The organism is Frigoribacterium sp. CFBP 8751 (genome assembly GCF_014841545.1).
GTDB lineage: Bacteria > Actinomycetota > Actinomycetes > Actinomycetales > Microbacteriaceae > Frigoribacterium.
The window spans coordinates 1-22,301 of the sequence record NZ_JACYUB010000005.1; the positions used below are offsets into that span (position 1 = coordinate 1).

Annotated in this window: 23 protein-coding genes; 1 reads left to right on the forward strand and 22 read right to left on the reverse strand. The window is 69.8% G+C overall.

Translation table 11 applies throughout. The annotated features are described in order from the left end of the window. Positions 1-187 precede the first annotated feature (187 nt). The 20 genes from tyrS to infC form a co-directional block, all read right to left on the reverse strand. Complete coding sequence (gene tyrS / locus IFT88_RS12525; RefSeq protein ID WP_192121180.1) at positions 188-1,426, reverse strand: tyrosine--tRNA ligase; 1,239 nt, start codon at positions 1,424-1,426, stop codon at positions 188-190. A gap of 110 nt (positions 1,427-1,536) precedes the next feature. Continuing rightward, positions 1,537-2,181, reverse strand: coding sequence for a DNA-3-methyladenine glycosylase (locus tag IFT88_RS12530; protein WP_192120988.1), 645 nt, complete (start codon positions 2,179-2,181; stop codon positions 1,537-1,539). A gap of 31 nt (positions 2,182-2,212) precedes the next feature. Next, on the reverse strand, positions 2,213-2,350 hold the full coding sequence (locus IFT88_RS12535; RefSeq protein WP_171007293.1) for a hypothetical protein: 138 nt from the start codon (positions 2,348-2,350) through the stop codon (positions 2,213-2,215). Beyond that, positions 2,347-3,813, reverse strand: a complete 1,467-nt coding sequence (gene argH / locus IFT88_RS12540; protein WP_043594139.1) for an argininosuccinate lyase — start codon at positions 3,811-3,813, stop codon at positions 2,347-2,349. The genes IFT88_RS12535 and argH overlap by 4 nt, the downstream gene beginning before the upstream one ends. Continuing rightward, on the reverse strand, positions 3,810-5,012 hold the full coding sequence (locus tag IFT88_RS12545) for an argininosuccinate synthase (protein ID WP_043594141.1): 1,203 nt from the start codon (positions 5,010-5,012) through the stop codon (positions 3,810-3,812). Before IFT88_RS12545 ends, argH begins: the two co-directional genes overlap by 4 nt. Positions 5,013-5,065: 53 nt before the next feature. Then, positions 5,066-5,986 carry an ornithine carbamoyltransferase gene (argF, locus tag IFT88_RS12550; protein ID WP_056227159.1) on the reverse strand — a complete coding sequence of 307 codons (921 nt, stop codon included), beginning with the start codon at positions 5,984-5,986 and terminating at the stop codon, positions 5,066-5,068. Further along, on the reverse strand, positions 5,983-7,179 hold the full coding sequence (locus IFT88_RS12555; protein WP_192120990.1) for an acetylornithine transaminase: 1,197 nt from the start codon (positions 7,177-7,179) through the stop codon (positions 5,983-5,985). The genes argF and IFT88_RS12555 overlap by 4 nt, the downstream gene beginning before the upstream one ends. A 2-nt stretch (positions 7,180-7,181) precedes the next feature. Next, positions 7,182-8,228: an acetylglutamate kinase gene (argB, locus tag IFT88_RS12560; RefSeq protein ID WP_137847534.1), complete on the reverse strand. Its 1,047-nt coding sequence runs from the start codon at positions 8,226-8,228 to the stop codon at positions 7,182-7,184. Then, complete coding sequence (argJ, locus tag IFT88_RS12565; protein ID WP_137847533.1) at positions 8,228-9,385, reverse strand: bifunctional glutamate N-acetyltransferase/amino-acid acetyltransferase ArgJ; 1,158 nt, start codon at positions 9,383-9,385, stop codon at positions 8,228-8,230. The genes argB and argJ overlap by 1 nt, the downstream gene beginning before the upstream one ends. Next, positions 9,382-10,431 (reverse strand): N-acetyl-gamma-glutamyl-phosphate reductase, encoded by a 1,050-nt coding sequence (gene argC, locus IFT88_RS12570; protein ID WP_192120993.1) that lies wholly within the window; start codon positions 10,429-10,431, stop codon positions 9,382-9,384. Before argC ends, argJ begins: the two co-directional genes overlap by 4 nt. Before the next feature lie 59 nt (positions 10,432-10,490). Continuing rightward, complete coding sequence (pheT, locus tag IFT88_RS12575) at positions 10,491-13,001, reverse strand: phenylalanine--tRNA ligase subunit beta (protein ID WP_192120994.1); 2,511 nt, start codon at positions 12,999-13,001, stop codon at positions 10,491-10,493. Continuing rightward, positions 13,001-14,041, reverse strand: coding sequence for a phenylalanine--tRNA ligase subunit alpha (pheS, locus tag IFT88_RS12580; RefSeq protein ID WP_192120996.1), 1,041 nt, complete (start codon positions 14,039-14,041; stop codon positions 13,001-13,003). Before pheS ends, pheT begins: the two co-directional genes overlap by 1 nt. Before the next feature lie 94 nt (positions 14,042-14,135). Continuing rightward, positions 14,136-15,053 carry an amino acid ABC transporter permease gene (locus IFT88_RS12585; RefSeq protein ID WP_082452458.1) on the reverse strand — a complete coding sequence of 306 codons (918 nt, stop codon included), beginning with the start codon at positions 15,051-15,053 and terminating at the stop codon, positions 14,136-14,138. Beyond that, a complete protein-coding gene (locus IFT88_RS12590; RefSeq protein ID WP_056227141.1) occupies positions 15,050-15,718 on the reverse strand; it encodes an amino acid ABC transporter permease in 669 nt (222 codons plus the stop codon). The genes IFT88_RS12585 and IFT88_RS12590 overlap by 4 nt, the downstream gene beginning before the upstream one ends. Positions 15,719-15,793: 75 nt before the next feature. Continuing rightward, the gene (locus IFT88_RS12595; RefSeq protein WP_137847529.1) at positions 15,794-16,657 is read right to left on the reverse strand and encodes a glutamate ABC transporter substrate-binding protein; all 864 of its coding nucleotides are present in this window, start codon (positions 16,655-16,657) and stop codon (positions 15,794-15,796) included. A gap of 103 nt (positions 16,658-16,760) precedes the next feature. Then, the gene (locus IFT88_RS12600; RefSeq protein ID WP_192120998.1) at positions 16,761-17,498 is read right to left on the reverse strand and encodes an amino acid ABC transporter ATP-binding protein; all 738 of its coding nucleotides are present in this window, start codon (positions 17,496-17,498) and stop codon (positions 16,761-16,763) included. Positions 17,499-17,627: 129 nt separating this feature from the next. Continuing rightward, positions 17,628-18,428, reverse strand: coding sequence for a TrmH family RNA methyltransferase (locus tag IFT88_RS12605; protein ID WP_192121182.1), 801 nt, complete (start codon positions 18,426-18,428; stop codon positions 17,628-17,630). Between the two features lie 125 nt (positions 18,429-18,553). Next, complete coding sequence (gene rplT / locus IFT88_RS12610) at positions 18,554-18,940, reverse strand: 50S ribosomal protein L20 (protein WP_043596706.1); 387 nt, start codon at positions 18,938-18,940, stop codon at positions 18,554-18,556. Positions 18,941-18,970: 30 nt separating this feature from the next. Beyond that, positions 18,971-19,165, reverse strand: coding sequence for a 50S ribosomal protein L35 (rpmI, locus tag IFT88_RS12615; RefSeq protein WP_043596704.1), 195 nt, complete (start codon positions 19,163-19,165; stop codon positions 18,971-18,973). Positions 19,166-19,168: 3 nt separating this feature from the next. Continuing rightward, positions 19,169-19,819 carry a translation initiation factor IF-3 gene (infC, locus tag IFT88_RS12620; protein ID WP_082060163.1) on the reverse strand — a complete coding sequence of 217 codons (651 nt, stop codon included), beginning with the start codon at positions 19,817-19,819 and terminating at the stop codon, positions 19,169-19,171. A 378-nt stretch (positions 19,820-20,197) separates the two neighbouring features. On the opposite strand from infC, the gene IFT88_RS12625 reads away from it, so the two are divergent. Next, complete coding sequence (locus IFT88_RS12625; protein ID WP_043596743.1) at positions 20,198-20,530, forward strand: DUF1844 domain-containing protein; 333 nt, start codon at positions 20,198-20,200, stop codon at positions 20,528-20,530. A gap of 135 nt (positions 20,531-20,665) precedes the next feature. On the opposite strand, the gene IFT88_RS12630 is transcribed toward IFT88_RS12625, so the two are convergent. Both IFT88_RS12630 and priA read right to left on the reverse strand, forming a co-directional pair. Continuing rightward, complete coding sequence (locus IFT88_RS12630) at positions 20,666-21,469, reverse strand: SseB family protein (protein WP_043596702.1); 804 nt, start codon at positions 21,467-21,469, stop codon at positions 20,666-20,668. Then, complete coding sequence (gene priA, locus IFT88_RS12635; protein WP_043596701.1) at positions 21,469-22,215, reverse strand: bifunctional 1-(5-phosphoribosyl)-5-((5-phosphoribosylamino)methylideneamino)imidazole-4-carboxamide isomerase/phosphoribosylanthranilate isomerase PriA; 747 nt, start codon at positions 22,213-22,215, stop codon at positions 21,469-21,471. The genes IFT88_RS12630 and priA overlap by 1 nt, the downstream gene beginning before the upstream one ends. Positions 22,216-22,301: the final 86 nt, after the last annotated feature.

Genomic DNA, 22,301 nt, shown 5'->3' on the forward strand with positions numbered 1-22,301 from the left:
TTGGGCTGACTCGGATTACTTTACACAGCCCCCCGGCCCCACCCCCAAATACCCATGCATCCCGGGCGTGTCGCCCCGGAAGGCCCGGAAACGGCGGTGCGTGTCTCCCCGGGCGCCCCGGAACGAAGGGAAGCCCGCTTCCTCGAGGAGGAAGCGGGCTTCTCTGATGAATCCGACGGACGCGACGTCAGACCCGGACGGTGACTCCCGCCAACGTCTTCTTGCCGCGCCGGAGCACGACGACCCCCCCGTCGAGTCGCGAGTCCGCGACGAGGGCATCACCGTTCGCGACCCGGGCGTTGTTCACGTAGACGCCGCCCTCGGCCGTGGCCCGACGAGCGGCACCCAGGGAAGCGACGAGTCCGGTGTCGACCAACGCCTGCGCCACGGTGGTCGTCCCGTCGGCCGAGGCCGCCGGCAACTCGGCGATGGCGCTGGCGAGGGTCCCCGGATCGAGCACGGACAGATCCCCTTGGCCGAAGAGGGCTGCAGCGGCGTCGATGGCCGACTGGGTGGCTGCGGTGCCGTGGACCAGGGACGTAACGTTCCAGGCCAACGCGCGCTGCGCCTCCCGACGGAAGGGTTCGTCGGCGACCGCTTTCTCGAGTCGTTCGATCTCGGAACGCGAGAGGAACGTGAAGACCTTGAGCCGCGGGACGACGTCGGCGTCGTCGGTGTTCAGCCAGAACTGGTACATCGCGTACGGGCTGGTCAGCTCGGAGTCGAGCCAGACCGCATTGCCCTCGCTCTTGCCGAATTTGGTGCCGTCGGTGTTGGTGATCAGCGGCGTGCCGATCGCGTGCACCGAGACGCCCTCGGTACGGCGGATCAGCTCGGTGCCACTGGTGAGGTTGCCCCATTGGTCGCTGCCACCGGTCTGCAGGACGCAGTCGTAGCTGCGGTAGAGCTCACGGAAGTCGAGACCCTGGAGGATCTGGTAGCTGAACTCGGTGTAGCTGATTCCGGCATCGGAGTTCAGACGCGCGGCCACGGCGTCTTTCTTGAGCATCGTGTTGACGCGGAAGTTCTTGCCGATGTCGCGCAAGAACTCGATGGCGCTGAGCGGGGACGTCCAGTCGAGGTTGTTCACCACCCGGAGACCGTTGTCACCGTCGGGCGAGAGGAACTTCTCGACGTGCACACGGATGCGGTCGACCCACTCGGCCGTCTGCTCGGGTGTCTTGAGCACCCGTTCGGCGGTCGGACGCGGATCGCCGATGAGACCGGTGGACCCACCCACGAGACCCAGGGGCCGGTGACCGGCGAGCTGGAGCCGACGCATGGTGAGCAACTGCACGAGGTTGCCGAGGTGAAGGCTGGGGGCGGTCGGGTCGAAACCGCAGTAGTACGTGATCGGCGGACCGGCGAGCAGGGTCTTCAGGGCGTCGGCGTCGGTCGACACGTGCACCAGACCGCGCCACTGCATCTCGTCCCACACGTCGTCGAACGAGGGATCGTTGCTCTGGGCGGCCAGGACGTCTGCGGTCGTTTCACTGGTCACCTGCGAAACGCTACCAGCGGCCACCGTCTGCGCCTTCACGCCCCACCGCGCCCTCGCGAGACGGCAGCGCGGTACGGAGAGACCGTCGGATCACCCTCGAGCGAGAACCTCCACGGGAACGCGTCACCACCGGCGTGACCCGACACACCGACACGCGGGCCGGCGGCGACCGGGCCGACCGGTGCGGACGGGAGGCGAAGACGGAACCGCGCCTCCTGACCGGGGGTGTCGGCGACGAGGCGTGAGCCGTCGTCGCCGAGCTCGATGCCGAGCGCGGAACCCAGTCGGCCGGGACCGCGAGCCAGGTCGGCCGGGGTCCGCGACGTCGACCGGCGGGCTCGTGCCTCGTCGACGCCGGCCACCACCTCGCCCGAACGCAAGAGGACACCGGACGCGTAGCCCTCGGGCCCACACACGATGTTGACGCAGCGGTGGATGCCGTAGGACAGGTACACGTAGAGCGTTCCGCCGCGTTCGAACATGCTGTTGTTGCGCGCCGACCGGCCCCGGTGGGCATGCGATCCGGGGTCCTGCCCCTGACCGTGGTAGGCCTCGACCTCGGTGAGGCGAATCCCCACGCCACCCGACCAGAAGACCGAGCCCAGGAGGCGCGGCGCGACGGCCAGCGCCGGTTCGGCCAGCAGTGCCGCGAGCACGTCGTCGTCGGGTGTCGTCGTCACCGCTCCCCCGTGACCACCGCGATCATCGCGGTCAGAAGAAGCGCTGGCCGCTCGCGGCCGCGATCACCGCGACGGCGACCAGCACCGCCACGGCGATCGCGACGACGACCGGCACGACCCAGGCGCGGACCGGCCGGTCGTCCCGAGACCCCGGTCGCCGACGACTCACGCCGCCGCCGGGGCGAGGGCCTGGACGAGGTGGCGCATCTGCTCGGTCAGCTGTACGAGCTGCTCGGCGACCCGCTCGGGAGCCGTGCCGCCGGCCCCTCGACGGCTGGCGATCGAGCCCTCGACCGTCAGGACGGGCCGGATCTCGGGCGTGAGATGCGCCGAGATCGACCGGTACTGCTCGTCGGTGGGCTCGTGCAGCTCGAGGTCGTGCTGTTCACAGAACCGCACCAGCTCGCCGCTGATCTCGTGTGCGTCACGGAACGTGACCCCCTGACGGACGAGCCACTCGGCGACGTCGGTCGCGAGTGAGAATCCCTGCGGCGCGAGCTCGGCCATGCGGACCTCGTCGAAATCGAGGGTCGCCACCATGCCCGTGAACGCCGGGAGCAGCACCTCGAGCTGGCTGACCGAGTCGAACACCGGCTCTTTGTCTTCTTGGAGATCTCGGTTGTAGGCCAGGGGCAGCCCCTTGAGCGTCGCGAGCAGACCCGTCAGGTTGCCGATGAGCCGCCCCGACTTGCCGCGCGCGAGCTCGGCGATGTCGGGGTTCTTCTTCTGCGGCATGATGCTCGACCCGGTCGAGAACGCGTCGTGCAGACGGACGAAGCCGAATTCGCGGGTGTTCCAGAGGATGATCTCTTCGGCCAGCCGCGAGAGGTCGATGCCGACGGACGCCATGACGAACGCGAACTCCGACACGACGTCACGACTGGCCGTCGCGTCGATCGAGTTCTCGGTCGTGCGGTCGAAGCCCAGATCGGTCGCGACGAGGAGCGGGTCGAGCCCCAGCGAACTACCCGCGAGGGCACCTGCGCCGTACGGCGAGGCACCGGCCCGACGCGACCAGTCGCGCAGGCGCTCGAGGTCTCGGACCAGAGGCCAGGCGTGGGCGAGGAGGTGGTGCGCCAGCAGCACCGGCTGGGCGTGCTGCAGGTGCGTCCGGCCGGGCATCACGGCCGTCGGGTGGGCCGTCGCCTGACCGGCGATCGCGTCGACCAGGTCGACGACCTGCCGACCGATGACTCGGGCGTGGTCGCGCAGGTACAAGCGCACCAGCGTCGCGATCTGGTCGTTGCGGCTACGCCCCGCCCGGAGCTTGCCGCCGAGCTCGGCACCGGCGATGCCGATGAGGCCCCGCTCGAGGGCGGAGTGCACGTCCTCGTCGGTCTCGGCCGCGGTGAACGTGCCGTCGAGCACGTCGGACTCGAGCCGGTCGAGCGCCGACAACATGGCGTCGAGCTCGGACGCGTCGAGGTAACCCGCCGCCGCCAGACCCCTGGCGTGTGCGCGCGACCCGGCGATGTCGTACGAGGCCAGCTGCCAGTCGAACTGCGTCGACTTGCTCAGCGCGGCGAGCTCGGCGGACGGCCCGGAGGCGAAGCGGCCGCCCCAGAGGGCGCCCGCCTCGCCTGCTCGCTCGTTCTTGCCCGACCCTTCGCCGAGCCCGCTCGCGTCGGTCACGCCCCGTGGGCCAGGTCGCGACGAGCCGAGATCTTGCTGGGCAGCGACCAGATCTCGATGAAGCCCTTCGACAAGGACTGGTCGAAGGTGTCGCCCGTGTCGTAGGTCGCGAGGTCGAAGTCGTAGAGGCTCGCGTCGCTCTTCTGCCCGGTGACGACCGCGCGTCCGCCCTGCAGCTTGAGACGGATCTCGCCCGACACGTACTTCTGCGTGTCGTCGATGAAGACGTCGAGCGAGCGCTTGAGACCCGAGAACCACAGGCCGTCGTAGACCAGGTTCGACCATTCGGCCTCGACCCCGCGCTTGTAGCGGCCGAGGTCGCGCTCGATGGTCAGCGCCTCGAGCGCCTCGTGCGCGGCGATCAAGGCCATCGCGCCGGGTGCCTCGTAGACCTCGCGGCTCTTGATGCCGACGAGACGGTCCTCGACGACGTCGATGCGGCCGACGCCGTGCTTGCCGGCGAGCTCGTTCATGCGCTCGACGATGCCCAGCGGGGTGAACGCCACGCCGTCGATCGCCGTCGGGACTCCGGCCTCGAAGGTGATGACGACCTCGTCGGCGTCCTTGACGACGGCCGGGTCTTGCGTGTACTCGTACAGGTCCTCGATGGGAGCGTTCCAGGGGTCCTCGAGGAACCCGGTCTCGACCGCACGGCCCCAGACGTTCTTGTCGATCGAGTAGGGGTTCTTGGCGCTCTGGCGGATGGGGAGGTTGTGCTCTTCCGCGTAGACGATCGCCTTGTCGCGGGTGAGGGCCAGGTCACGGACCGGGGCGATGCTCGTCAGGTCGGGGGCGAGGGCCGCGACGGCCGCCTCGAAGCGGACCTGGTCGTTGCCCTTGCCGGTGCAACCGTGGGCCACGCTGTTCGCACCGAGCTCTTTCGCGACCGATGCCAGGTGGCGGGCGATCAGCGGACGGCTGAGGGCGGACACCAGCGGGTAGGTCTTCTGGTACAGCGCGTTGGCCTTGAGGGCCGGCATCAGGTAATCGGTCCCGAACTCTTCTTTGGCGTCGACGACGACCGATTCCACCGCACCGCAGTCGAGGGCGCGCTGTCGGATGTCTTCCATGTCCTCTCCGCCCTGTCCGACGTCGACGGCGAGGGCGACCACCTCTTTTCCGGTGGCATCGGCCAACCAGCCGATGCCGACCGAGGTGTCGAGGCCCCCTGAGTATGCGAGTACGACGCGTTCCGCCATGGTTCTCCTTGTGTGGTGTGTGTGTGTCTACGTGTGTGAGGTGGTGGGGGTGCTCAGCGGGCCAGCAGCCAGGTGAGCAACGCCTTCTGGGCGTGCAGCCGGTTCTCGGCCTCGTCCCAGATGACGCTGGTCGGGCCGTCGATGACGTCGGCCGTGACCTCGTACCCGCGGTCGGCGGGGAGGCAGTGCAGGAAGATCGCGTCGTCGTCGGCCTGAGCCATCAACGCCTGGTCGACCTTGAACGATCCGAAGACGGCGACTCGCTCGTCTTTCTCGTCCTCCTTGCCCATCGAGACCCAGGTGTCGGTCACGACGACGTCGACGCCGGCGACGGCCTCGGTCGCGTCGGTCGTGACGAGCACCGAGCCGCCCGTCCGCGTGGCGATGGCCTCGGCGTCGGCGACGACGGTCGGGTCGGGCAGGAAGCCCTCGGGGGCGCCGATGCGGACGTGCATGCCTGCGGTCGCGCAGGCCAGCAGGTACGACTGGCCCATGTTGCAGCGTCCGTCACCGACGAACGCCACCGAGAGCCCGGCGAGCGTGCCCTTCTTCTCGCGGATGGTCTGCAGGTCGGCGAGCAGCTGACACGGGTGGAAATCGTCGCTCAACGCGTTGACGACGGGCACGGTCGTGCCGGCCGCCATCTCTTCGAGGCCGGACTGCGCGTAGGTGCGCCAGACGATGGCGGACACCATGCGCTCGAGCACGCGCGCCGTGTCGGAGGGAGTCTCCTTGCCGCCGAGCTGGCTGTTCGCGGTTGCGATGATCAGCGGGCTGCCGCCGAGGTCGGCGATGCCGACCGCGAACGACACCCGAGTACGGGTCGACGACTTGTCGAAGATGACGGCGACGGTCTGAGGACCGGCCAGCGGGCGCTGCGACCAGCGGTCGCGCTTGAGCTCGTCGGCGAGGTCGAGCACCTCGAGCTGCTCGGCCGTGGTCAGGTCGTCGTCCCGGAGGAAGTGGCGGGTCATTCGAGGCCTTTCAGGACGGTGGTCATGATCTGGGTGAACTCGGCGATCTCGTCGTCGCCGACGATCAGAGGAGGCGCGAGGCGGATGCTCGAGTCGTTCGGTGCGTTGACGATGAGGCCGGCCTCGAGGGCGTCGGCGGCGATCTGCGCCGCGACGGGCTGCGCCAGCCCGAGGCCGATGAGGAGGCCGTTGCCCCGGACCTCGCGGACGAGGGGCGAACCGATGGATGCGATCGCCGCACGAAGCTGATCTCCCCTGACGATCGCGTTCAGCACGAGCTGGCTGGCCTCGATCTCGCCGAGCACGGCGTTGGCCGCGGCGGTGGCGAGGGGGTTGCCGCCGAAGGTGCTGCCGTGCTGCCCGGCCTCGAACAGGTCGGACGTGTCGCCGAAGGTGATGAGCGCACCGATGGGGACTCCCCCGGCGATGCCCTTGGCGACGGTGATGGCGTCAGGGACGATGTCGTGCTGCTGGAAGGCGAACCACGAGCCGGTCCGGCCGATGCCGGTCTGGATCTCGTCGAGGATCAGCAGGGCCCCGTGCTCCGTGGTGAGTTCGCGGGCGCGCTCGAGGTAGCCCTCGGGCAGGTCGACGACGCCGGCCTCGCCCTTGATCGGCTCGACGAACAGGGCGGCCACCGAACCGTCGAGGGCCGCTTCGAGTGCCTCGACGGTCGTGTCGATGTGCTCGACCCCGGGCATCATCGGCTCGAACGGTTCGCGCAGCGCCGGCTTGCCGGTCAGCGCGAGCGAGCCCATGGTGCGCCCGTGGAACGAGTTCTGCAGGGCGAGGATGCGGGTGCGCGAGCCGTCACCGCGGTTGAGGCGAGCCAGTTTGACCGCGGCCTCGTTGGCCTCGGCTCCGCTGTTGCCGAAGTAGACGCGCCCACGCTCGCCGGCGCCGCTGATGCGGGTCAGCCGTTCGGCGAGCTCGACCTGCGGGGCCGTCGCGAAGTAGTTGGAGACGTGGATCAGCTTGCTCGCCTGATCGGTGAGCGCCTCGACGAGCACCGGGTGGGCGTGTCCGAGGGCGTTCACGGCGATGCCCGCCAGGAAGTCGAGGTAACGCTTGCCGTCGACGTCCCAGACCTGGCAGCCTTCGCCGCGGTCGAGCATCACCTTCGGAGTGGACAGCGAACGCATCATCGAGTCGCCGAATCGGCGCTGCCAGGTACCGCCTTGGGTCTGGATCATGGTCACGACTGTCCTTTCGTGTCGGTGCCGCTCACGGCAGGGCCACCCGGGGCGGTGCCCCCGGTGGTGACGATCTCGCCGGCGGGGGTGCCGAACGAGGTGACGACGGGGGCGCCGGTCGACGCCGCCCGGTCGTCGGGGACCACCTCGGTGCCCGACCCGCGTTGGGTGAACACCTCGAGGAGGATCGAGTGCGGGATGCGACCGTCGATGATGGTCGCTCCGCCCACGCCGCCCACGACCGAGTCGAGGCAGGCGCGCATCTTGGGGATCATGCCCGACTCGAGGGTCGGGAGCATGTCGGTGAGGGCCGACACGGTGATGGCCTCGACGAGCGAGTCGCGGTTCGGCCAGTCGGCGTAGAGCCCGGCGACGTCGGTCAGGACGACGAGCTTCGCCGCACCGAGAGCGATGGCCAGGGCTCCCGCCGCCGCGTCGGCGTTGACGTTGAGGGCGTGTTCCGGGTCGATCGTGTTCGTCGCGATCGACGACACCACGGGGATGCGTCCCGCCTCGATCTCGGCCAGAACCGACGACGGGTCGACGTGTGTCACGTCGCCCACGTGTCCCAGGTCGAAGGTCTCGCCGTCGACCACCACACCGCGCTTGCGACCCTCGAACAAGGTCGACCCCTCGCCGGAGACACCTCGGGCCAGGTCGCCGTGCTCGTTGATCAGGTCGACGATCTCGCGGTTGACCTCGCCGGCCAGGACGTCGCGCACGACCGAGATCGCCTCGGTCGACGTGTAGCGGTAGCCGCCCCGGAACTCGCTCTCGATGCCGGCGGCGTCGAGGGCGGCCGAGATCTGCGGTCCCCCGCCGTGGACGACCACCGGGTGCAACCCGGCGTACCGCAGGTAGACCATGTCCTCGGCGAACGCCTGCTTGAGGGCGTCGTCGACCATGGCGTTGCCGCCGAACTTCACGACGACGACCTTGCCCGAGAAGCGCTTCAGCCAGGGCAGGGACTCGATCAGGGTCGAGGCCTTGACCGCCGCGAGCTCTTGCTCGTCGGCCGCCGTGGCGCCGGTGCTCGTGTGGACGCCCATCAGCTGGAGTACGCGCTGTTCTCGTGCACGTAGTCGTGCGTGAGGTCGTTCGTCAGGATGGTCGCCTCGACCGGCCCCGTCTTCAGGTCGACGAGCACGTGGACCGCCCGCGGCGTCAGGTCGACGTCGTCGCTCGGCCGATCGGGTGCCCCGGCGTGGCAGACGCGGACGCCGTTGATGGTCACGTCGACGTCGTACGGGTCGAACTCGGCCGACGTGGTGCCGATGGCGGCGAGCACTCGACCCCAGTTGGGGTCGTTGCCGAAGACGGCTGCCTTGAACAGGTTGTTGCGGGCGATCGAACGGCCCACCTCGACGGCGTCGTCGTCGGACGCCGCCCCAACGATCTCGATGCGGATGTCGTGCGAGGCACCCTCGGCGTCGGCCTGCAACTGCTCGGCGAGGTCGGCACAGAGCGCCGTGACCGCCGCCGCGAAGTCGCCGGCAGGAGGCGCGACACCGGACTCGGCGCTGGCCAACAACACGACGGTGTCGTTCGTCGACATGCAGCCGTCCGAGTCGAGACGGTCGAAGGTGACCCGGGTCGCCTCGCGGAGCGCGGAGTCGAGACCGGACGCGTCGACGTCGGCGTCCGTCGTGAGCACCACGAGCATCGTGGCGAGGCCGGGGGCGAGCATGCCCGCGCCCTTGGCCATTCCGCCGACGACCCAGCCGTCACCCGAGACGACGGCCTGCTTGGGCTTGGTGTCGGTCGTCATGATGGCCGTGGCGGCATCGAGGCCACCGTCGGCCGACAGGACAGAGGCCGCCGCGGTGGAGCCACTCAGCACCTTGTCGCGGAAGGTCTGGTCGCCGACTCCGATGAGGCCGGTCGAGCAGACGAGGACGTCCGTCGCCGACAGCTCGAGGGCGGCGGCCACGGTCTCGGCCGTGGAGTGGGTCGTCTGGAAGCCGAACGCTCCCGTGAAGCAGTTCGCGCCTCCGGAATTGAGGACGACGGCGTCCACGCGACCGTCGGCGATCACCTGCTGCGACCAGAGGACGGGGTTCGCCTTGGCCCGGTTGCTGGTGAAGACGGCCGCCGCGGCCGTGCTGCGACCTCGGTTGACGACCAGGGCGACGTCGGGCGCGCCCGAACTCTTGAGGCCGGCGACGACGCCGGAGGCCTCGAAGCCAGCTGCTGCGGTGACGCTCACGGGGCGACTCCGTTCTGGCCGAGGCCGGTGGTCTCGGGCAAGCCGAGGGCGATGTTGGCGGACTGGACGGCCGCACCGGCCGTGCCCTTGACGAGGTTGTCGAGGGCCGTGACCACGACGACGCGGTCAGCGGCCTCGTCGACGGCGAGTCCGATCAGGGCGGTGTTGGCCCCGATCGTGTCGGCCGTCCGGGGGAACTCGCCGTCGGGCAGGAGGTGCACGAAGGGCTCGTTCGCATAGGCCTGCTGCCAGGCCGATCGCACGTCGTGGGCGGTGACGCCCGGCGCGAGACGCGCGGTCGTCGTGGCGAGGATGCCCCTGGCCATCGGGACGAGCACCGGGGTGAACGACACGTTCACCTCGGTGGCACCGGCCAGGCGGAGGTTCTGCTGGATCTCGGGGATGTGTCGATGGCTGCCGCCCACGCCGTAGGCCGACGCCGACCCCATGAGCTCGCTGGCCAGCAGGTGCGTCTTCAGCGCCTTGCCCGCCCCGGACGGGCCCACGGCCAGCACGGTGACGATGTCGGCGGTCTCGACGACGCCCGCCTGGACGCCTGGGGCCAGCCCCAGGGTGACCGCCGTGACGTTGCAGCCGGGCACCGCGATGCGTTTGGCCCCGACCAGGACGTCGCGCTGGCGACCCGGCGTGTCGCCGAGGACGAGTTCGGGCAGGCCGTACGACCACGCCCCGTAGAACTCGCCGCCATAGAACGCCTGCCAAGCGGACTCGTCGGTCAGGCGGTGGTCTGCCCCGCAGTCGACGACGAGCGTGTCGTCGGGCAGCTGGGCGGTGATCGCCCCCGACTTGCCGTGGGGAAGGGCGAGGAAGACGACGTCGTGCCCCGAGAGGGCTTCGGGCGTCGTGTCGACCAGGGTCAGGTGCGACAGCGAGCGCAGATGCGGCTGGACCGCGAGGAGTGGCTGACCGGCGTTCTGGAACGCGGTGACGGTCTGCACCTCGAAGTCGGGATGACCGGCCAGCAAGCGCAGGAGCTCACCACCGGCGTAACCACTCGCGCCGGCCACGGCAACGGAGAAAGGCATGCGTCCACCCTAATGTTCGAATTCGGCCTGAGATCAGGGGCGGCGGCGCCGGGCGAGTGTCAGTCGCGGAGCGCCGCCCCGAATCGCTCGCCGGCCAGGCGGACGGAGCCGGACTTGGCCTCGGAGGCCTCGGCCGCGGTGAGGGTGCGGTCGTCGGCCCGGAAACGCAGGGCGAAGGTGAGCGACTTCGACGCGTCGGGCAGTCCGGCACCTCGGTAGTCGTCGACCAGCCGGACCCTCTCGAGCAGAGGGCCCGCACCCTCGCGCACGGTCGCGAGCACGTCGCCCGCGGGGACGTCGACGCTCACCACGAGGGAGAGGTCCTGGGTCGCCGCGGGGTAGGACGACAGGGCCGAGGTGACCGGCTCGACGACGGCGAGGGCGATGAGGCGATCGAGGTCGAGCTCGGCCACGGCGACCACCCGGGGCAGGTCGAGCTGGGCTGCCACGCTGGGCAGCAGCTCGCCCGCGATGCCCACGACCTCGTCGCCGACGAGCACCTCGGCCGTACGGCCGGGGTGCAGCGACACGTGACTGGCCTGACGGAAGGTGACCTCGGCGGCGACGGCGGACGCGGCGACGCGCACGGCGTCGAGCACGTCGGCGAGGGACGCCGGGACGGCGGATTGCCCAGGGGCGCGGTCGACGACCGTGCCGACCGTCAGGAGGCCGAGGTGTCGCGGTTGGGGCGGCAGGGCATCGGCGAGGGCGACCAGCGTGGCGTCGTCGGGGCGGGTGGCCCCGAACGGGACCTCGTCGCTGCCGTAGACGACGCCCTCGACAGGCAGGAAGACCGTGCCCACCTCGAACACCGAGAGATCGACGAGACCGCGACCGAGGTTGCGACGGGCGACCTCGAGCAGCCCCGGCACCAGCGACCGACGCAGTTCGGGCGCTGCCGAGTCGAGAGGGTTGGCGAGGCGGACGGCGGGCCGTTCGGCGCCGTCGGCCGAGCCGAAGGCGAGGTTCTGGGCCGAGGAGACGAACGGGTACGCGGCGACCTCGGTCGAGCCGGCCGCGGCGAGCCCGTTCGACACCTGCCGACGCAGCTGTTGTTCGCGCGACAACCCACGACCGGCCGGGGCGACGGGCAGGACGGACGGGATGCGGTCGTAACCCGTGATGCGAGCGACTTCTTCGACGAGCGACGCGGAGTCGACCAGGTCGCTGCGCCAGGTCGGCGGGGTGACGAGCCAGTCGTCACCGGACCGCTCGACGCTCGCCCCGATGGCCGTGAGGGCACCGGAGACCTCGTCGTCGGTGTAGTCGACGCCCATGAGGCGCGCGGCGCGGTCGGCCGCCAGGGTGATCGTGTCGGGAGGGGTGGAGACGTCCCACCGTGACCCGAGCGTGTCGGCCGTGCCACCGGCGAACTCGACGAGCAGGTCGACCACGCGCTGGGCGGCCGCCTCGGCCACCTGCGGGTCGACACCGCGCTCGAAGCGCTTGGACGCCTCGCTCGGCAGCTTGTGGCGGCGGGCGGTCCGCGCGATCGACGTGGGGTCGAAGGTCGCGGCCTCGACGAGGACGTCGGTCGTGGTCGCACCGATCTCGGTCGAGGCACCGCCCATGACGCCGGCCAGGCCGATGGCACCCGACTCGTCGGCGATCACGAGGTCCTCGGCGTGGAGGTCGCGGACCTGGCCGTCGAGGGTCTCGAGGCGCTCGCCAGGAGCCCCCCGGCGGACGGAGAGGCCGCCGCTGACCTTGTCGAGGTCGTAGCCGTGGATCGGCTGGCCGAGCTCGAACATGACGTAGTTGGTGACGTCGACCGGCAGCGAGATGCTGCGGACCCCCGCCAGCCGCAGGCGCGACGCGAGCCACGGAGGGGTCGGACGGGTCGCGTCGATGCCGTGGACCACCTTGGTGGTGAAGGTCTGCACGCCGACCCGGTCGCGCACGGGGGCCTGGTCGTCCACGACGACCGGGAAGCCGGACGACGGGGTCGGAGAGACGAGCGACGCCGGGTCGCGGAAGGTCGCCCCGGTGGCGTGCGAGTACTCGCGGGCCACCCCCCGGATGCTGAAGGCGTAGCCCCGGTCGGGCGTCACGTTGATCTCGACCGCGGCCTCGTCGAGGCCGAGCAGCGCGATCGCGTCCGTGCCGACCTCGGGATCGAGACCGAGCGACGAGAGGACGAGGATGCCGTCGTGCTCGTCGCCGAGGCCGAGCTCGCGGGACGAGGCGATCATGCCGTCGGAGACGTGCCCGTAGGTCTTGCGGGCGGCGATCGGGAACGGCCCGGGCAGCACCGCACCGGGCAACGACACGACGACCTTGTCGCCGACGACGAAGTTGTGGGCACCGCAGACGATGCCGCGGACGTCATCGGGGTCGGTCGAGGCGTTCGGCCCCACGGCGACCTGGCACCAGTTGATCGTCTTGCCGTTCTTCTGCGGCTCGGGCGTGAACTCGAGCACCTGACCGACCACGAGGGGCCCGGTCACGTCGCCGACGTGGACGTCTTCTTCTTCGAACCCGACCGACACGAGGGCGGCGTGGACGCTCTCGAGCGACACGTCGCCCGGCAGCTCGACGAACTCACCGAGCCAACTCAGCGGAACCCGCATCAGACCACCATCCCGAACTGCTCGCTGAACCTGACGTCACCCTCGACCATGTCGCGCATGTCGTTGAGGTCGTTGCGGAACTGCAGCGTGCGCTCGATGCCCATGCCGAAGGCGAAACCCTGGTAGCGCTCGGGGTCGATGCCGGCCGCCCGCAGCACGTTCGGGTTGACCATCCCGCAACCGCCCCACTCGACCCACCGTGCGCCGCCCTTGGCGTTCGGCTGCCAGACGTCCATCTCGGCGCTGGGCTCGGTGAAGGGGAAGTAGTTGGGGCGCAGCCGGATCTGCGCCTCGGCGCCGAACATCGACCGGGCGAGGTGCTCGAGGGTTCCGCGCAGGTGGGCCATCGTCAGGCCCTCGTCGACGGCGATCCCCTCGAGCTGCGTGAAGACGGGCGTGTGCGTCGCGTCGAGCTCGTCGGTGCGGAACACGCGGCCGACGGCGACGTTGTAGACCGGGAGCTCTTTCGACAGCAGTGTGCGGATCTGCACCGGCGACGTGTGCGTGCGCAGCACCAGGTGACGGTCGACGGGGTCGACGAAGAACGTGTCTTGCATGGCGCGCGCCGGGTGGTCGGCGTCGAAGTTCAGGGCGTCGAAGTTGAACCACTCGTGCTCGAGCTCGGGGCCCTCGTTGACCTCCCACCCCATGCCGACGAACAGGTCGGCCATCCGCTCTTGCAGCAGCGTCAAGGGGTGACGGGCCCCGGGGCGACGACGAGACGGCAGGGCCGTGACGTCGACCGTCTCGGCCTCGAGCCGGGCGGCCTCTTCGATCACGGCCAGCTCGGCCTCGCGCGTGGCGACGGCTTGGCCGACGCGACCCCGGGCCTGGCCGACGAGCTTGCCCGCCGCGGCCTTCTGGTCGTTCGGCAGGTCGCGCAGACCGGCGTTCAGGCGGGCCAGCACCGAGGCCTCGCCGACGTGCTGGGCACGGGCGGTCTTGAGCTCGGCGACGGTGGCCGCCGTGGCGATCGCCGCGAGGGCGGCGTCGACCGCCGACGCGACGGCGTCTTCGGAGAGGGGGACGGAGTCTGACACGAGAACCAAGCTTAGCGATCGTTGGGAGGCGACCCGCGCCTCCTGGTCGTGACGGACGAGGAGGCGCGGGCTGGGATCGGGTGGACGGACCGGGTCAGGTCGCGCGGCCCGACACGTGGTCGGACTCGTAGCGGCCACCGCGTCCGAACATGCCCGGGTCCTTCGGCGTGCCCGGGCGCTTGGCGACGACCGCACGCCGCCCCGTCCGTCGGTCGACGACGCGGACGACCCACGAGAGCAGGAGGTTCGTGGCGAGGTAGACGACGAGGACGACCGCGAAGAGGGTGAACGTGTACGTGCTGCCGTAGTAGGTGCCCAGACGCGTGAGACCGCTCCGGGTCAGTTCGACGTAACCGACGATGTAGCCGAGCGAGGTGTCCTTCAACAGGACGACGAGCTGGGCCAGGATGATCGGCAGCATCTGACGGAAGGCTTGCGGGAACTCGATGGCGAAGCGCGTGCGGATCGGGGTGAGCCCGATCGCGAGGCCGGCCTCGCGTTGCCCCCGCGGCAACGAGGCGATGCCCGCGCGCAACGCCTCGCCGATGAGCGCCCCGTTGTAGACCGCCAGCGCCGCGACCACGGCCCAGAAGGCCCCGGTCGAGAAGACCAACAGGATGAACAGCATCATCAGCAGGACGGGCATGCCGCGGAAGAACTCGAGCAGCACCGTCGTGGGGACGCGCACCCAGGCGGACCGGGCCGTCCGGAGGAACGAGAAGAGGACGCCGATGACCACCGCGAGGACCGACGCGACGGCCGCGGCCTGGATGGTCGCCAACCAGCCCCGACCGATCGCCCGCCAGAGCGCGAGGTCACCGAGGATGTCCCACCGCGACGCGTCGAGCACGCCGGGACTCTCGGCACCGTTCGCACTGATGCGGGGGCGGCCGAGGAGGTACACGAGGTAGGCGACCAGGGCCAGGACGAGCACGACGCCGACCACCGAGATGATCCGCGAGGTGCGGCGGGCCCTCGGCCCCGGGGCGTCGTAGAGGACGGAGGTGCTCATCGGAGGACTGCGACCTTCTTCTCGACCACGGCGGCGAGACGGCCGAGCGTGATGGTGACGAGCAGGTAGAAGAACGCCACGGCGAGCAGCGTCGTGATGACGGCGTCACCACGATCGTTCGCGATGTAGCGTCCCGCGGCGAAGAGCTCGGCCACGAAGAAACCACCGGCCACCGAGGTGTTCTTGGTGAGGGCGATGAAGACGTTGATCAGCGGGGGCACGACCATGCGCATGGCCTGCGGGAGGATCACGTGGCCGAGCGTCTGGCCGAAACCGAGCCCGATGCTGCGCGCCGCCTCGGCCTGCCCGACGGGGACCCCGTTGATGCCCGATCGGATGGCCTCGGCGACGAACGGCGAGGTGTACGCCGTCAAGCCGATGACGGCCAATGGGAAGTACGTGCCGAAGTCGACTCCGAGGTACGGCAGGACGAAGGCGCAGAAGAAGAGCACGAGCGTGAGCGGGATGTTGCGCAGAGCCTCGGTGTAGACCGTCGCGAACGTGCGGAATGACGCCACGGGCGAGATGCGCAGGGCGGCCACGAAGAAGCCGATCACGAGGGCCCCGAGGCCCGACAGAACGAGCAACTGCAGCGTCGTGACGAAACCGCCCCAGAAGCGGGGCCAGTTGTCGGTCACGGCGTCGAAGCCGGGGATGACGTCCAAGGGGTTCAACAGGGTCCTTCGGTCGGAGCAGGACGCGGGCACCCGGGGCTGGTCGCCCCGAGTGCCCGCGCGGTGTCAGTAGCGGTCGATCGTGGGGGGCGTCGGGGTGTCGAGCACCTTGCCCGCGGTCTTCTCCCACAGCTCGTCCCAGGTGCCGTCGTCCTCGGCGTCCTGGAGCGTGTCGTTCACGAACATGCGGAAGTCGGTGTCGTCGAGTGCCAGACCGATGCCGTAGGGCTCTTCGGTGAAGGTCTCCCCCACGACCTCGAACTCGCCCTCGTTCTGGTCGGCGAGGCCGGCCAGGATGACGTTGTCGGTCGTCACGGCCGACACCGCACCGGTGCGGAGGGGCTCGAGGCAGTTCGAGTACGTGTCGGTCGCGAGGATGTCGGTGGTGTACTCGGCCACGTTCTTCTCGCTGGTCGAGCCGCTGACGGTGCAGACCTTCTTGCCGGCCAGGTCGTCGGCGGACTCGATCCCCTCGGGGTTGCCGTCGAGCACGAGCAGGTCTTGACCGGCCGTGTAGTACGGGCCGGCGAACGAGACGACCTTCTTGCGATCGTCGTTGATCGTGTAGGTCGCGATGACGAGGTCGACCTGGCCGTTCTGGATGAACGGCTCGCGGTTGGCCGAGACGGTCTCGACCCACGTGATCTTGTCGGCCTCGATGCCGAGCTTCGCGGCGACGAGCTTGCCGATCTCGGCGTCGAAGCCCTCGGGCACGCCGTCGGGGTTGGCCAGGCCGAACAGCGGCTGGTCGAACTTGGTGCCGATGGTGATCTCACCGGCGTCGGCGAGGCGGGCCATGGTGCTGCCTTCGGCGAAGTCGGCCGGCGTCTCGACGTCGACGGCCGGGGCCGACGAGTCGGTGCAGGCCGTGAGGCCGAGGACCACGGCGGCTGCTGCGGCTACGGCGACGAATCCCTTGCTGAGTCGCATTCTGATCTCCTTGCTGGGTGACCCGGACGCCGGGCGGCGATCGGGTGTCGTGGGCCGGCTGTTCGGGTGCCGGGGAACGGGTCGCGGACTCGGCCGCGCCCGCTCAGTGCGTGAGGATCTTCGCGAGGAAGTCCTGGGCGCGGGTCGACTGGGGGTCGGTGAAGAACTTCTCGGGCGTCGCCTCTTCGACGATCTGACCGTCGGCCATGAAGACGACCCGGTCGGCGGCCTTGCGGGCGAACCCCATCTCGTGGGTGACGACGATCATCGTCATGCCGTCCTTCGCGAGTTGCACCATGACGTCGAGGACCTCGGTGATCATCTCGGGGTCGAGCGCGCTGGTGGGCTCGTCGAGGAGCATCACCTTGGGGTCCATCGCCAGCGCCCGGGCGATCGCGACGCGCTGCTGCTGCCCGCCCGAGAGCTGGGACGGCATCTTGTCGGCCTGGTTCGCGACACCGACGCGCTCGAGCAGCTGCATCGCCCGCTCACGGGCTTCGGCCTTGCTGCGCTTGCGGACCTTGAGCTGGCCCAACATGACGTTCTCGAGGATCGTCTTGTGCGAGAACAGGTTGAAGCTCTGGAACACCATGCCGACATCGGCGCGCAGACGGGCGAGGGCCGCCCCCTCCTCCGGCAGACGCATGCCGTCGATCGTGATGACGCCGTCGTCGATGGTCTCGAGGCGGTTGATCGCGCGGCAAAGAGTGGACTTGCCCGAACCGCTCGGGCCGATCACGACGACCACCTCACCCTTGCCCACCGTCGTGGTGATGTCCTTCAGGACGTGGAGGTCACCGAAGTGCTTGTTGACGTGGTCGACCACGACGAGGGGTTCCATGCGCCCACACAAACAGACCCCCAGGTCGGGGTCAAATTCACAGTGGATTCTTAATGAAAACGAAACGACGCGTCCCACCGCGACGAGAGCACACGGCCCGACCCGCGCCTCCTGCGGGACGAGGAGGCGCTAGCTGCGGTGGGCGAAGGCGCTCTCGTAGAGGCACACCGAGGCCGCCGTCGCGAGGTTCATCGATTCGGCGTGACCGTAGATGGGCACGACCAGGGCGCGGTCGGCACGCGCGAGGTCCACGTCGGTGAGACCTCGGGCCTCGTTGCCGAAGAGCCAGGCGGTCGGCTCGGCGAGCACGCCCTCGGTGCGGGCGGCGAGCAGGTCGTCTCCCTTGACGTCGGCGGCGAGCACCTGGAGGCCGACCTCACGACACCGGTCGACGATCGCAGGCAACTCGACGCCCACGGCGACCGGCACGTGGAACAGCGAACCCGTCGTGGACCGGACGACCTTGGGGTTGTAGAGGTCGACGCTGCGACCGGTCATGATGACGGCGTCGGCACCCGCGGCGTCCGCTGCCCGGATGATGGTGCCCGCGTTGCCGGGGTCGCGGACTTCTTCGAGGATCACGACGAGCTTCGGCTCGGCGGCGAAGACGTCCTTGACCGACGTGGGGAACTGCCGACAGACGGCGACGATGCCCTGTGGCGTGACCGTGTCGGCCATGGCCTCGAGCACCGGCTCGGTGACGAACTGGACGTCGATGCCCTCCGCGTCGGCGGCGACCGCCACCTCGGGGTAACGCTCGAGAGCCGTCGGGGTGCCGAAGAGTTCGACGATCAGCTCGGGCCGGAAGGCCAGGGCCTCACCGACCGACTGCGGCCCTTCGAGCAGGAACGTACGGGTCTCGGTGCGAGCGTCGCGCTTCGAGAGCTTGGCCACCGCCCGGACTCGGGGTGAACGGGGATTGTCGAGCAAGGAGTCGTGGGGCACCCGTCCATGATGCCGCACGAGGACCATCGCCTGCCGCGGACGCACGAGACCCGACGGCGACACCGGGATGGGTGTCGGGCCGTCGGGCCTCGAGGGTGGTGCGGGTGCGACTACGCGGCGACCTTGGGGGCCGAGGTGTCGGCGGGCAGCGCCGCCTTGGCGGTGGCGACGAGCGACGCGAACGTGGCGGGCTCGTTGACGGCCAGCTCGGCCAGGATGCGACGGTCGACCTCGACGCCGGCCAGGGACAGACCCTGGATGAGGCGGTTGTAGGTCAGGCCGTTCGCACGCGACGCGGCGTTGATGCGCTGGATCCACAGACGACGGAACTCGCCCTTGCGTGCACGACGGTCACGGTACGAGTAGACGAGCGAGTGCGTGACCTGCTCTTTGGCCTTGCGGTACAGGCGCGAACGCTGACCGCGGTAACCCTCGGCACGCTCGAGGATGACGCGACGCTTCTTGGCGGCGTTGACCGCTCTCTTGACTCTTGCCATTTTCTTGTTCCTCTACGTTCGTGTCAGCGGTCAGTGACCGAGAAGCTTCTTGGCGACCTTGGCGTCGGCGGGAGCGAGCACCTGGTCCTGGTTCAGGCGAGCCTTGCGCTTGGCGCTCTTCACCTCGAGGTTGTGGCGCATACCGGCCTGCTGCTTCATGATCTTGCCGGAACCGGTGACCTTGAAGCGCTTCTTGGCGCCGGAGTGGGTCTTCTGCTTGGGCATGTCTTACTTACTTTCTTCTGTCGGTCGCTCGGCCGGTGCATCGGCCGGGACCTCGTCGGACGTCGGGTGCTTCGGCGGCTTGTTGGCCGCCTTGCGAGCTTCTGCCTCGGCCTTGGCCTCGGACTTGTTCTTGTGCGGGCCGATGACCATCACCATGTTGCGGCCGTCGATGGTGGGCGTCGACTCGACGCTGCCCCACTCGGAGACGTCTTCGGCGAAGCGCTGGAGGAGGCGGACGCCCTGGTCGGGACGCGACTGCTCGCGACCACGGAACAGGATCATGGCCTTGACCTTGTCGCCGCCCTGGAGGAAGCCCTCGGCGCGCTTGCGCTTCGTCTCGTAGTCGTGCTTGTCGATCTTCAGGCGGAAACGGACCTCTTTGAGGATCGTGTTCGCCTGGTTGCGACGGGCTTCTTTCGCCTTCTGCGCAGCCTCGTACTTGAACTTTCCGTGATCCATGATCTTGGCCACGGGAGGCTTCGAGTTGGGGGCCACCTCGACCAGGTCGAGCTCGGCCTCTGCGGCGAGACGCAGGGCCATGGCGATGGGAACGACGCCGATCTGCTCACCTGCGGGCCCGACGAGGCGGACCTCGGGGACGCGGATACGGTCGTTCGTACGGGGATCGCTGATGCGGAACTCCTCTGTCGTCATTTCTGCATCTGGCGGGGCCGGACGGCCTCACCAGAGAAAGAGGAGTTTCGTGCGCGCACCGTCTGACGACGCATCACACCGCACCCTGGCTGCTCGATCGCCGTCTGCCCGATGCCTCTGACGAGGAACCAGGTGGAACGGTGGTGCTGATCGAACGGGGTGCCAACAACCCGGTAACCTTGTCTAACGGTCAAGCGCGGGTGGGAGAATCTCCACTTTCGCACGGAGCAGACGCTCCGAGCCTGGACGAGTTTAGCAGAGGATCAGTTCGTGAGCCACTCCCCCGACGACGCACCCATTCCCGACGCCCGCTTCGGCGATCCGGCACCCGCCACGTCGCCCGACACCTCCCCCGCGACGGCGCGGTTCGAGGACGATCTGCACTTCGGCGACGACGCCGCCCGCGACATCGCCGACGTCAACGCGGTCGAGGTCATCAACACCGTGTGCGTCCACCTGATGAGCGCTGCCGCGGTGAAGGTCGGCCTGGCCGACGACCCGCAGCGACAGACCGACCTCGACGAGGCCCGCAAGCTCATCACCTCCCTCGCCGGACTCGTGACCGCCAGCGCACCCGAGATCGGCGACCAGCACGCCCGGGCGCTCCGCGACGGCCTGCGATCGCTGCAACTCGCCTTCCGTGAGGCGTCGGCCATCCCCGACGCGATCGGCCAGGGCCCCGGCGAGAAGTACACCGGCCCCGTCAACTGAGCCGAGCGTCGTCGCCTGAACCGCGCGTCCCCAGGCCCGCGCCTCCCCTGACCGGTGCGTCGCCAGATCCACGCGTCCCGTGACCCGCGCGCCCAGGGGCCATCCGGCTCCCGCGCCCCGACGGACGGCTCTTCCTCAGCCCGGGACGACCTTCACCGACATGCTGTCGACCCGGTCGGCGATCACCGGATCGGCGGCCCAGGCCGCCTGCAGTCGCTGCAGCAGCGCTTGCAGGGCGTCGCGGTCCAGACCGCGCGCCACGCCCAGCTGGACGACGATCTCGGGCGCACCGAGTCGGGCGTCTCGATAACCGGGCGCGACGACCAGGCTGACCAGCGCCTCCTCGTCGCGTGACGCGTCGAGGAACGCGCGCAGGACGTCCTCGTCATGATGGCTCGGCACCCACGGCAAGTCTTGCGCGACCGCCCAGACGGCCGGACGGCGCAGACCGAACTCGGTGATCGATCCGGGGTCGATCACGATGCGGTCGGTCGACTCCGAGGCGGCCGCGAGGGCCACGCGCCGAGCCTCCACCGGCACCGGCCGGGCAGCAGGACGCCACCGCGTCAAGGTCTCGACCGAGGTGAAGGCCGGCAACACGTCCCGGCCGTCCGGACCGGAGACCGTGACGATGGAGAGCTCCTGCGTCTTGTCGATGCGGCGACCGTGGTCGTCGTGACCTTCGTCTCCCGCCACGGCGACCAGCGGCACGAGCAGGCGCGCCGGGCGGAGGGCGTCGACGACCTCGCTCTCTCCGAGCCGCCCCTCGCGGAACCCGAGGAGGGCGTCGAGCAGGTGCGGGTCCGCGGACCCGTCATCGCCGGCGTGCGCCGTGTCGTGATGGTCGAAGGTGCGCCCGGCCCACGGCCGCCCGGCGCTGTCACGGCCGTGGCCGGGATCGTCGTGTGCGTGCCCCGGTCCGCCCGGCGCGGTGGTCATCAGTTCGACGCGACGTCGAGGGCTGCGCCGAGGGTGAAGGCTCCCGAGTAGAGCGCCTTGCCGACGATGGCGCCCTCGAGTCCCTGCGGCACGAGCTCACGCAGAGCCACGAGGTCGTCGAGGCTCGAGATCCCCCCCGAGGCGATCACCGGACGATCGGTGTGCTCCATCACCTGACGCAGCAGGTCGACGTTGGGACCCTGGAGCGTGCCGTCCTTCGTCACGTCGGTCACGACGTAGCGCGCACAGCCGGCCTCTTCGAGCCGGGCGAGGACGGTCCAGAGATCGCCGCCCTCTTCGGTCCAACCCCGCGCCGCCAGCGTGGTGCCGCGGACGTCGAGCCCGACGGCCACCGCCTCTCCGTACTCGGCGATGACGTGGGCGGCCCATTCGGGGTTCTCGAGGGCCGCGGTGCCGAGGTTGATGCGCTTCACGCCGGTGCTCAACGCGTCCTCGAGGGACTTGTCGTCGCGGATGCCCCCGCTGAGCTCGACGTTGACGCCCTTGACCTGCTTGATGACCCTCTTGATCACGGCGCGGTTGTCACCGCGCCCGAAGGCGGCGTCGAGGTCGACCAGGTGCAGCCACTCGGCGCCCTGGCTCGCCCAGTCGTCGGCTGCCGAGACCGGGTCGCCGTAGTTCGTCTCGCTGCCGGCCTCACCCTGGGTCAGGCGCACGGCCTGACCACCCGCCACGTCGACGGCGGGGAACAGGGTCAGGGCGGGGGTGGTGCAGAACTCGCTCATGTCGTCTCTCTCACAGCGCCGGGGCACCGCAGGGTCAGGAGGCGCGATCGGGTCGGTCGCGTCGGGGTCAGGAGGCGCGATCGGGT

Bases quoted from the DNA above. Each gene is read 5' to 3' on its own strand.
- IFT88_RS12555 (WP_192120990.1), bottom strand. From the start codon at position 7,179: ATGATCCAGACCCAAGGCGGTACCTGGCAGCGCCGATTCGGCGACTCG.
- infC (WP_082060163.1), bottom strand. From the start codon at position 19,819: ATGACGACAGAGGAGTTCCGCATCAGCGATCCCCGTACGAACGACCGT.
- argC (WP_192120993.1), bottom strand. From the start codon at position 10,431: ATGCCTTTCTCCGTTGCCGTGGCCGGCGCGAGTGGTTACGCCGGTGGT.
- rpmI (WP_043596704.1), bottom strand. From the start codon at position 19,165: ATGCCCAAGCAGAAGACCCACTCCGGCGCCAAGAAGCGCTTCAAGGTC.
- pheT (WP_192120994.1), bottom strand. From the start codon at position 13,001: ATGCGGGTTCCGCTGAGTTGGCTCGGTGAGTTCGTCGAGCTGCCGGGC.
- IFT88_RS12600 (WP_192120998.1), bottom strand. From the start codon at position 17,498: ATGGAACCCCTCGTCGTGGTCGACCACGTCAACAAGCACTTCGGTGAC.
- IFT88_RS12545 (WP_043594141.1), bottom strand. From the start codon at position 5,012: ATGGCGGAACGCGTCGTACTCGCATACTCAGGGGGCCTCGACACCTCG.
- IFT88_RS12585 (WP_082452458.1), bottom strand. From the start codon at position 15,053: ATGAGCACCTCCGTCCTCTACGACGCCCCGGGGCCGAGGGCCCGCCGC.
- argF (WP_056227159.1), bottom strand. From the start codon at position 5,986: ATGACCCGCCACTTCCTCCGGGACGACGACCTGACCACGGCCGAGCAG.
- priA (WP_043596701.1), bottom strand. From the start codon at position 22,215: ATGAGCGAGTTCTGCACCACCCCCGCCCTGACCCTGTTCCCCGCCGTC.
- IFT88_RS12630 (WP_043596702.1), bottom strand. From the start codon at position 21,469: ATGACCACCGCGCCGGGCGGACCGGGGCACGCACACGACGATCCCGGC.
- tyrS (WP_192121180.1), bottom strand. From the start codon at position 1,426: ATGCAGTGGCGCGGTCTGGTGCACGTGTCGACCGACGCCGACGCCCTG.
- rplT (WP_043596706.1), bottom strand. From the start codon at position 18,940: ATGGCAAGAGTCAAGAGAGCGGTCAACGCCGCCAAGAAGCGTCGCGTC.
- argB (WP_137847534.1), bottom strand. From the start codon at position 8,228: ATGGGCGTCCACACGAGCACCGGCGCCACGGCGGCCGACGAGCAAGAG.
- IFT88_RS12595 (WP_137847529.1), bottom strand. From the start codon at position 16,657: ATGCGACTCAGCAAGGGATTCGTCGCCGTAGCCGCAGCAGCCGCCGTG.